Source organism: Longibaculum muris, from assembly GCF_004343035.1.
GTDB lineage: Bacteria > Bacillota_I > Bacilli_A > Erysipelotrichales > Coprobacillaceae > Longibaculum > Longibaculum muris.
On the sequence record NZ_SMCQ01000024.1, the window covers coordinates 38,893 to 46,895 of the forward strand.

An 8,003-nucleotide genomic window follows, 5' to 3' on the forward strand; every position below is an offset into this window, starting at 1 on the left:
AAATTAAAATCAATATTTACTAAAAGTAAACAGTCATAACTTGATATTCAAAACATATATTAAAACTGGTGATATAATGAAAAAATATCTATGTATTTTCTTGTGTTTGCTTTTTTCTATCATTAATGTTCAAGCTGTTGATTTTCAGGGTAAAGCTTATATTGTGATGGATTCTTATAATCAAACTGTTTTAGAAGGGAAAAATCAAGACTATGTACAAAGTGTTGCTTCCATCTCAAAAATCATGACAGCCATTGTAGCAATTGAAAATGGCAATTTAGATGATGAATATGAAATAGGCGAAGAAGTGAATCAGGCTTGGGGAAGTGGCGTCTATATACATATTGGCGACCATATAAATTTAAGAGATTTACTTCATGGATTATTATTGAGAAGTGGGAATGATGCAGCTAATGTCATTGCTAAAAATGTTGGTGGAGATATTGCAACTTTTGTAAAAATGATGAATGAAAAAGCACAAGCTTTAAAAATGACTCACACTCATTTTTCCAATCCAACAGGTTTAGATGAAGAAGATGCAGGAAATCAATCAACAGTTTATGATATGGCTTTGTTAATGTCTTATTGTAGTCAAAATTCAATCTTTAATGATATTGTTATGAAAGAAAGTTATAAACGTGAAGATGGAGGAGGAACATGGCAGAATAAAAATCGTTTGTTAAAAGAATATGAATATTGTGTTGGGGGAAAGACTGGTTTTACAAAAAAAGCTAAGCGAACTTTAGTGACTCGGGCTATTAAGAATGATGTTTCTTTGGTGATTGTGACATTTAATTGTGGGAATGATTTTGAATTTCATCAAAAAAAATATGAAGAATGTTTTGAAAAATATCAAAAGATATTGGTTTTACCAAAAGGCATTTATCAATATCATGGACACTCTTTTTTGATTGATAAAGATTTATATTATTGTGGTCAAGATCAAACCAAAGCAACTTTGCAACAAGACGATGATATTTTAAGTGTTTATGTTTCAAAAGATAAAATCTATCAAGTTCAAAAAGAAAATGGGATTCAGACAATCTTTCGTTATTGGCTTATTTTATTAGGAGAATTTGTCAATGGCTAAGATATGGAAATGGTGTGTTGTCATCTTTTTATTGATTGGCTTACTCTTACATCGTGAAGAAGATATGATGAATGCGATGATGGATACGCCATATGTTGTTTTTGATTTAGTAATGAGTGTTATTCTTTCGGCTTGTCTATGGGGTGGCTTTTTGAATATTATTGAACACTCGGGTTTTATGAATTATCTTGCTTTTTTATTGAAACCATTATTACGTCTGATTTATGGTCCTATTCTTGAACAAGATAATGTTTATGCTTATCTTTCATCCAATGTTGTTGCTAATTTATTAGGCTTAGGTTCATTAGCCACTTTAAGTGGAATTAAAGCATTTCAACGTTTAAATGAATTAAATCCTCATCCTAATAAACCAAGTCGAGAAATGTTGACGCTTGTTATTGTTAATACGGCTGGTCTGTGCTTATTTCCATCTTCATTAATTATGTTACGTAAACAAATGGGGTCAACATCTTTATATGCTTTTTATCCATATATGTTAATAATTTCAATCACCATTATTATTATAGGTCTGTTATTACAAAGGGTGATTGATCATGAATAAAATTGTAATTATTTTCTTATTGATTGTTTTTATCGATGGTCTTTTTAAACGTTGTTCTATGTTTGAATTATTTATTGATGGTGTAAAAGATGCTTTAACTTTATTAAAACCAATATTTACAACCTTAATGGCATTTATGTTATTTGTTCAACTGTTAAGAAGTAGTGGAACAATAGAAGTTTTAAGTTCTTTATTTCAACCGCTTATTCAATCATTACATTTACCCATTGATATTTTTATTCTTGGTTTTCTACGTCCTATAAGTGCAAATGCATCGCTTTCGTTTTTATATTCATTTTATGAAGTTTTTGGCGTTGATCATCCATTAAGTCTTTTGGCTTCACTAATTCAAAGTGGGAGTGATACAACCATGTATGTCGTTGCTTTATATTTTTCATCGATTAAAATGAAAGATACTCGCTATGCTTTATGGGTTGGTTTAACAATGGATTTCCTTTCGGTTGTCTTTGCTATTATGATTTATTTAAAAATGTTTGTTTAATTTAAAAATCTGTGTATAATGGATACGAAAGGACGTGAGACTATGGAAAGACTACAAAAAGCAATTGCGGCAAGTGGGTTAACTTCACGAAGAAAAGCAGAAGATCTCATTCGCCAAGGGAGAGTCAAAGTCAATGGTGAAGTCGTTAGTGAATTAGGCTTTAAGGTGAAACAAGGTGATTTGATTTTAGTTGATGATAAAGCCTTGGAAGGAGAAAACAAAGTTTATTATGTTTTCTATAAACCTAAAGGATGTATTTGTTCATTGAATGATGAATTAGGTCGAGAAACTGTTATTGATTATTTTTCTGATGTTAAGGAAAGAATTTATCCAGTGGGTCGACTAGATTATGATACGACAGGTTTATTATTGATGACAAATGATGGAGAATTTGCTAATTTAATGATGCATCCTTCATCCCATTTAGAAAAGGTTTATGAAGTGACTGTTACAGGACTTGTTAATGGTGAAACATTGCATAAATTAGAAAAGGGAATTTATCTTGAAGGAGTGAAAACTTTACCATGTAAGATTAAAGTTGTTGGTAAGGATAATGAACATAAGACAACGATGTTAATGATTAAACTTGTTGAAGGTAAAAATCGTCAAGTTAAGAAAATGTTTGAAACAATGGGGCATAATGTGAAAAGGTTACATCGTGTGCAAGTTGGTGGAATTAATTTAAAAGGATTAAAACCAGGACGTTATCGTATCTTAAAGCCACAAGAAGTGAAAGAATTAAAGAACATGGCAATCGCAAAAAAGAATACTCAATTGACAAGATAATGTCAGATTATAGAACATCTTTATAGAGGTGTTCTTTTTTTGTAGAAATTTGTATGGTGAAGTTTATTGCAGTCAATAAAATAGTGGTTATAATGATAAACAAGGAGGTATAATGAAATATGCGTAGTGTGGTTTTAGATGAACAAAAAGCAAATATGTGTGGAATTTGTGGGGCAAAGGAGCCTTTTATTGAATATAAACAATTGGAGGATATTCATTTTATTTGGTGTAACAAATGTCATACAATTACTTTTTTTAAACAACCTCAAAGTGATGATAAAAAAAGATTGATTGAAAATGAAATGAATTTTTATAAAACAGATTTAAAAAAATAAAAAAAGATCTCAAAAGCGAGATCTTTTTCAATACTATTCGTTAACAATTGCACCAACTGGGCAAGCTTCAGCAGCTTCTTGAGCAGCAGCTTCTAATTCAGCAGGTACTTCACCGATAATGTTTTCAGCTAATCCATCATCATTTAAATCGAATACTTCTGGACATACACCAGTACATGCTCCACATCCGATGCAAGTTTCATTTACTTTATACATTTTTTATTCCTCCTATTTCGTTATAACCCTATTATAAACTAATTGGATTTATTTTTAAAGATTATTTTATAATTTTTGTAGTTATGTTATAATGAATGAGGTGATAAGAATGGAAAAACAAACAAGAATTAACAAATATAAAGATTTAAGAGAAGAAATGAAAGAAGAAGTTGCGATTAATCAACATCAAAGTGTTCCAGCTATTGATGAAGATGATGATGACTTTTTGGCTTTTCTACCTCGCGATGAAAAACCAAAGCTTGATGATACATTAATGGAGCCATTATCTTATGAAACTCTAAAAAAAGATAATGAAGAAGTTCGTGTGGCATTAAATGAAGCCAAAGTGAATGTTGGTAAAGAACAATATAACACACGTTTAGATATTTTAAATAAAATTAAACAAGAAGAACATGTTCCGGCTCATGGAGGATATGTTGAAGAAGATATTGAAGAACCACATAAAAAATGACATTACTTGAAAAATTAGCAGCAATGTCACCGGAAGAAGATGCTGAAGAATTAAGAAAATTTGAAGAAGATTTAACGGTTGCAGATTTGATGAAGAATCAAAAGAAACCAAAAAGAGAAAAGGCTGTTGAAGAAACAAAGACAGTAGAGTCTAAAAGAAAACAAGCTATAATAGAAGATGAAATCGATGATGATGAGGAAGAAGAAAGTAAAGTTGTGACTGTCTTGAATTATGTCATTATTGTCTTTATTGTTGTCTTTATAGTTTTAGCTTTCTTTATTGTAAAACAGTTATTATTTTAAGACTAAGGGGAAACCTTAGTTTTTTAAGGAGGATAAGAAAATGAAAAAAATTTCAATTGCGATTGATGGACCAGCGGCTGCGGGGAAGAGTACTATTGCTAAAATGGTTGCCAAAAAATTAAATTATACTTATATTGATACAGGAGCTATGTATCGTTGTGTCGCTTATGCGACTTTAAAACAGGGATTGGCTTTTGAAGATGAAAAAGCGGTTAGTGATTTATTAAAAAATATGCAAATAGAAATGAAACCAGAGGGAACAATTTATTTGAATGGTGAAGATGTAACATCTTCTATTCGTCAAAATGAAGTTTCAATGGGAGCAAGTATTGTATCAAAATATCAGGCAGTGAGAGAATTTTTAGTAGAAAAACAAAGAGAGATGGCTCAAGGTGGTGGGGTTATCTTAGATGGTCGTGATATTGGTACAGTTGTTTTAAAAGATGCTGAATTAAAGATTTATCAAATTGCAAGTATTGAATGTCGTGCATTACGTCGTCATAAAGAAAATTTGGAGCGTGGGATGGCATCTGATTTAGAAGCGATTAAAAAAGAAATTGCAATGCGTGATGAACAAGATATGAATCGTCAGATTTCACCTTTAAAAAAGGCTGATGATGCGATTGAAATAGATACATCTGAAATGTCATTAGAAGAAGTTGTGAGTCGCGTTATGGAACTTGTTGAAAGTAAAATATAGGAAGGAAGTGAAGGTATGCGCAAAGGAATTGTTGCGATAGTTGGGCGTGCAAATGTAGGAAAATCAACGATTTTTAATCGTATTGTTGGAGAAAGAGTTTCGATAGTTGAAGATATTCCAGGAGTTACCCGTGATCGTATTTATGCAAATGCTTCTTGGTTAACAAGAGAGTTTCGTTTAATTGATACGGGAGGAATTGAGTTAGCAAATGCGTCATTTACAGAACAAATTAAGATGCAGGCGCAAATAGCTATTGAAGAAGCAGATGTTATTATTTTTGTTGTGAGTGGTCGTGAAAGTGTAACAAGGGAAGATGAATTTGTTGCAAGAATGTTACAAAAATCAAATAAACCGATTATTTTAGCGGTTAATAAAATTGATGATCAAGCTTTTAAGGATAGTATTTATGATTTTTATAGTCTTGGAATAGGTGATCCAATTGCGGTTTCAGGAAGTCACGGGATTGGAATTGGTGATATCTTGGATGAGATTGTTCAATTGCTTCCTCAAGTTGAAGAAGAAAAAGAGGAAGATGTTATTCGTTTTTCAATTATTGGGCGACCAAATGTTGGAAAATCTTCATTAACAAATGCGATTTTAGGTGAAGATCGTGTTATTGTTTCTGATGTTGAAGGAACAACGCGTGATGCGATTGATACAGCTTTTGAAAAAGATGGTCAAAAATATTGTGTTGTTGATACAGCAGGAATGCGTAAAAAAGGAAAGATTTATGAAAGTGTTGAAAAATATTCTATTTTACGTGCTTTAACGGCAGTTGAAAAAAGTGATGTTGTTTTGGTTGTTATTGATGGTGATCGAGGTATTATTGAACAAGATAAACATGTTGCTGGAAATGCTCATGAAGCAGGAAAAGCAGTTATTCTGGTTGTTAATAAGTGGGATTTGGTTGCGAAAGATTCTAAGACAATGCAAAAGATGGAAAATGAATTACGTGAACAATTTAAGTATTTAGATTATGCTCCAATTGTTTTTGTTTCTGCTAAAGAAAATAAACGTGTTGATTTGTTATTACCAATGATTCAGGAAGTTTATGCTAATAGTCATAAACGTGTTTCTACAAGTGTCTTGAATGATGTTTTAATTGATGCACAAACAATGAATCCAACAACAACATTTAATGGTGGTCGATTAAAAATTTATTATGCTAATCAAGTGAGTATTTGTCCACCAACATTTGTTTTATTTACTAATGATCCTCAATATTTACATTTTAGTTATAAACGTTATTTAGAAAATCGTTTACGTGATGCGTTTGGTTTTGAAGGAACGCCAATACATATTATTTGTAGAAAGAGGGACTAATATGAAGGTTGCAATTTTAGGAACAGGGAGTTGGGCAACAGGGCTTGCTCGTGTTTTAAATGATAATGGTCATCAAGTGATGTTGTATGGAATTAATCCAGATGAAATTGATGATATCAATATCAGACATTGTAATTATAAGTATTTTAAAGATGTGCAATTAGAAGAAACTATTGTAGCTACTTCTTCTTTGGAAATGACAATTAAGGATGCGCATTATATTTTAATTACTATTCCAACGCAATTTGTTAGAGAAACTTTACAAAAAATCAAGCCACTCTTAAAAGAAAAAGTGACAATTATTAATGCAGCCAAAGGATTTGATATGAATACGAATATGCGTATGTCAGATACTATTCGTAGTGTTTTAACAGAAGATGAAATCAATCCGGTTGTTTCTTTAATTGGTCCATCTCATGCTGAAGAAGTGGTGGAAAGAATATTAACTGCTGTTTGTTCGGTTTCTTTGGATGAGACTACAGCTAAAGATGTTCAGAAATTATTTTCTAATCATTATTTTAGAGTGTATACGTCAAACGATGAGATTGGTGCTGAATATGGTGCGGCATATAAAAATGTTATTGCTGTGGCTTCTGGGGTGATTGCTGGACTTGGTTATGGTGATAATACGAGAGCAGCTTTAATTACGCGAGGACTTCATGAAATGAGTCTATATGGGATGATTAAAGGGGCTAAACAAGAAACTTATTTTGGTTTGACTGGAATTGGTGATCTTGTTGTAACTTGCTCATCTGTTCATTCAAGAAACTTTCAGGCAGGATATGAAATTGGTCAAAGTCATCGAGCACTGGATTTTATGACACATAATACAAAGACTTGTGAGGGAGTAAGAACTTGTAAAGTCATTCATGATGATGTCATGAGTCATGATTATGGAATTGAGACACCAATAGTTGATGCTGTTTATGAAGTTTTATATAAAAATGCCTCTCCTCAAGAAGTTGTTGCTTCTTTGATGAATCGTGATTTAAAATCTGAACAATTATAAATAAAAAGCATATAATATCTTAGGTGATAAAAGTGGATAAACAAGATAAGTTACTGGATAAGGTTTCTAGTAAAACACATGTTTCTAAACAGGATATTCTTTCGCTTGCAAGTGATTTACAAACGAAAGATCTAAATGATGAAAGAAATATCAAGGAATTTGTTTATAAGATATCAAAAATGACAAATAAACAAGTGAAACCTGAACAAATGAATAAAATTATTTCTATTATTCAAAATAACCAAATACCTCAAGATATTGATAAATTGGTTTAGAGTCCGTGAGGACTCTTTTTTATTTTAAAATATGCTTTAAGCAATTGATAAATGTTTGCTTTGTGCTATAATAAGAGTGTATCAATAAACTTTTTCAACTTTTTTGCCTTAAAAAGAAGAAAAATGAGACTTTGCAAGCGTATATATAAGTATAGGGGTTATATTTCCTTAGAGTTTCTCAACTATAAAAAGGAGGAAAATCTATATGATAAATACGCTTACATATCAAGAACCACAACAACAGTCCAAACAGGATAAGATTTTAAGAGGATTCTTTAAGGTCAAGGCCCATTTTGCCGATATCATCAATGCCATGCTTTTTGAAGGGAAAGATGTTGTTAATGTCAATATAAATTTCACCAAAAATGTTAGTTTAAGTTTCACCAGTTTTGGTTGTTTTGCCCATCTTCCTCTATCATTGATATCTTGTC

General features: G+C 31.4%; 12 protein-coding genes and 1 pseudogene. 12 read left to right on the top strand and 1 reads right to left on the bottom strand.

The window, feature by feature from the left end; genetic code table 11:
* Positions 1-76: 76 nt before the first annotated feature.
* The 5 genes from EDD60_RS13150 (at position 77) to EDD60_RS13170 (ending at position 3,275) form a co-directional block, all read left to right on the top strand.
* The gene (locus tag EDD60_RS13150; protein WP_066444563.1) at positions 77-1,090 is read left to right on the top strand and encodes a D-alanyl-D-alanine carboxypeptidase family protein; all 1,014 of its coding nucleotides are present in this window, start codon (positions 77-79) and stop codon (positions 1,088-1,090) included.
* Positions 1,083-1,652, top strand: coding sequence for a hypothetical protein (locus EDD60_RS13155; RefSeq protein ID WP_066444562.1), 570 nt, complete (start codon positions 1,083-1,085; stop codon positions 1,650-1,652). The genes EDD60_RS13150 and EDD60_RS13155 overlap by 8 nt, the downstream gene beginning before the upstream one ends.
* Positions 1,645-2,154, top strand: a complete 510-nt coding sequence (locus tag EDD60_RS13160) for a spore maturation protein B (RefSeq protein WP_066444559.1) — start codon at positions 1,645-1,647, stop codon at positions 2,152-2,154. The genes EDD60_RS13155 and EDD60_RS13160 overlap by 8 nt, the downstream gene beginning before the upstream one ends.
* Before the next feature lie 42 nt (positions 2,155-2,196).
* Positions 2,197-2,940, top strand: coding sequence for a pseudouridine synthase (locus EDD60_RS13165; protein ID WP_132226489.1), 744 nt, complete (start codon positions 2,197-2,199; stop codon positions 2,938-2,940).
* Positions 2,941-3,059: 119 nt separating this feature from the next.
* Positions 3,060-3,275 (top strand): hypothetical protein, encoded by a 216-nt coding sequence (locus EDD60_RS13170; protein WP_066444556.1) that lies wholly within the window; start codon positions 3,060-3,062, stop codon positions 3,273-3,275.
* 33 nt (positions 3,276-3,308) lie between these two features.
* Here EDD60_RS13170 and EDD60_RS13175 read toward each other — a convergent pair whose 3' ends face one another.
* Positions 3,309-3,491 carry a ferredoxin gene (locus tag EDD60_RS13175; protein WP_066444553.1) on the bottom strand — a complete coding sequence of 61 codons (183 nt, stop codon included), beginning with the start codon at positions 3,489-3,491 and terminating at the stop codon, positions 3,309-3,311.
* 109 nt (positions 3,492-3,600) lie between these two features.
* On the opposite strand from EDD60_RS13175, the gene EDD60_RS16495 reads away from it, so the two are divergent.
* The 7 genes and pseudogenes from EDD60_RS16495 to EDD60_RS13205 all read left to right on the top strand — a co-directional run.
* Entirely contained in the window at positions 3,601-3,963 is a 363-nt protein-coding gene (locus EDD60_RS16495; RefSeq protein ID WP_243646688.1) for a hypothetical protein, read from the top strand.
* The gene (locus EDD60_RS16500; RefSeq protein ID WP_243646689.1) at positions 3,960-4,265 is read left to right on the top strand and encodes a hypothetical protein; all 306 of its coding nucleotides are present in this window, start codon (positions 3,960-3,962) and stop codon (positions 4,263-4,265) included. Before EDD60_RS16495 ends, EDD60_RS16500 begins: the two co-directional genes overlap by 4 nt.
* A 40-nt stretch (positions 4,266-4,305) precedes the next feature.
* On the top strand, positions 4,306-4,965 hold the full coding sequence (gene cmk, locus EDD60_RS13185; protein WP_066444548.1) for a (d)CMP kinase: 660 nt from the start codon (positions 4,306-4,308) through the stop codon (positions 4,963-4,965).
* 15 nt (positions 4,966-4,980) lie between these two features.
* Positions 4,981-6,288 carry a ribosome biogenesis GTPase Der gene (gene der, locus EDD60_RS13190; protein WP_066444547.1) on the top strand — a complete coding sequence of 436 codons (1,308 nt, stop codon included), beginning with the start codon at positions 4,981-4,983 and terminating at the stop codon, positions 6,286-6,288.
* Between the two features lies 1 nt (position 6,289).
* Positions 6,290-7,297 (top strand): NAD(P)H-dependent glycerol-3-phosphate dehydrogenase, encoded by a 1,008-nt coding sequence (locus tag EDD60_RS13195; RefSeq protein ID WP_066444545.1) that lies wholly within the window; start codon positions 6,290-6,292, stop codon positions 7,295-7,297.
* A gap of 32 nt (positions 7,298-7,329) precedes the next feature.
* The gene (locus EDD60_RS13200; RefSeq protein ID WP_066444538.1) at positions 7,330-7,572 is read left to right on the top strand and encodes a stage VI sporulation protein F; all 243 of its coding nucleotides are present in this window, start codon (positions 7,330-7,332) and stop codon (positions 7,570-7,572) included.
* A 205-nt stretch (positions 7,573-7,777) separates the two neighbouring features.
* Positions 7,778-8,003: pseudogene (locus EDD60_RS13205) on the top strand (hypothetical protein); the annotation flags it as partial.

Excerpts from the sequence above, each read along its gene's own strand:
- EDD60_RS13150 (WP_066444563.1), top strand. The coding sequence starts at position 77 with ATGAAAAAATATCTATGTATTTTCTTGTGTTTGCTTTTTTCTATCATT.
- EDD60_RS13155 (WP_066444562.1), top strand. The coding sequence starts at position 1,083 with ATGGCTAAGATATGGAAATGGTGTGTTGTCATCTTTTTATTGATTGGC.
- EDD60_RS13160 (WP_066444559.1), top strand. The coding sequence starts at position 1,645 with ATGAATAAAATTGTAATTATTTTCTTATTGATTGTTTTTATCGATGGT.
- EDD60_RS13165 (WP_132226489.1), top strand. The coding sequence starts at position 2,197 with ATGGAAAGACTACAAAAAGCAATTGCGGCAAGTGGGTTAACTTCACGA.
- EDD60_RS13170 (WP_066444556.1), top strand. The coding sequence starts at position 3,060 with ATGCGTAGTGTGGTTTTAGATGAACAAAAAGCAAATATGTGTGGAATT.
- EDD60_RS13175 (WP_066444553.1), bottom strand. The coding sequence starts at position 3,491 with ATGTATAAAGTAAATGAAACTTGCATCGGATGTGGAGCATGTACTGGT.
- EDD60_RS16495 (WP_243646688.1), top strand. The coding sequence starts at position 3,601 with ATGGAAAAACAAACAAGAATTAACAAATATAAAGATTTAAGAGAAGAA.
- EDD60_RS16500 (WP_243646689.1), top strand. The coding sequence starts at position 3,960 with ATGACATTACTTGAAAAATTAGCAGCAATGTCACCGGAAGAAGATGCT.
- cmk (WP_066444548.1), top strand. The coding sequence starts at position 4,306 with ATGAAAAAAATTTCAATTGCGATTGATGGACCAGCGGCTGCGGGGAAG.
- der (WP_066444547.1), top strand. The coding sequence starts at position 4,981 with ATGCGCAAAGGAATTGTTGCGATAGTTGGGCGTGCAAATGTAGGAAAA.
- EDD60_RS13195 (WP_066444545.1), top strand. The coding sequence starts at position 6,290 with ATGAAGGTTGCAATTTTAGGAACAGGGAGTTGGGCAACAGGGCTTGCT.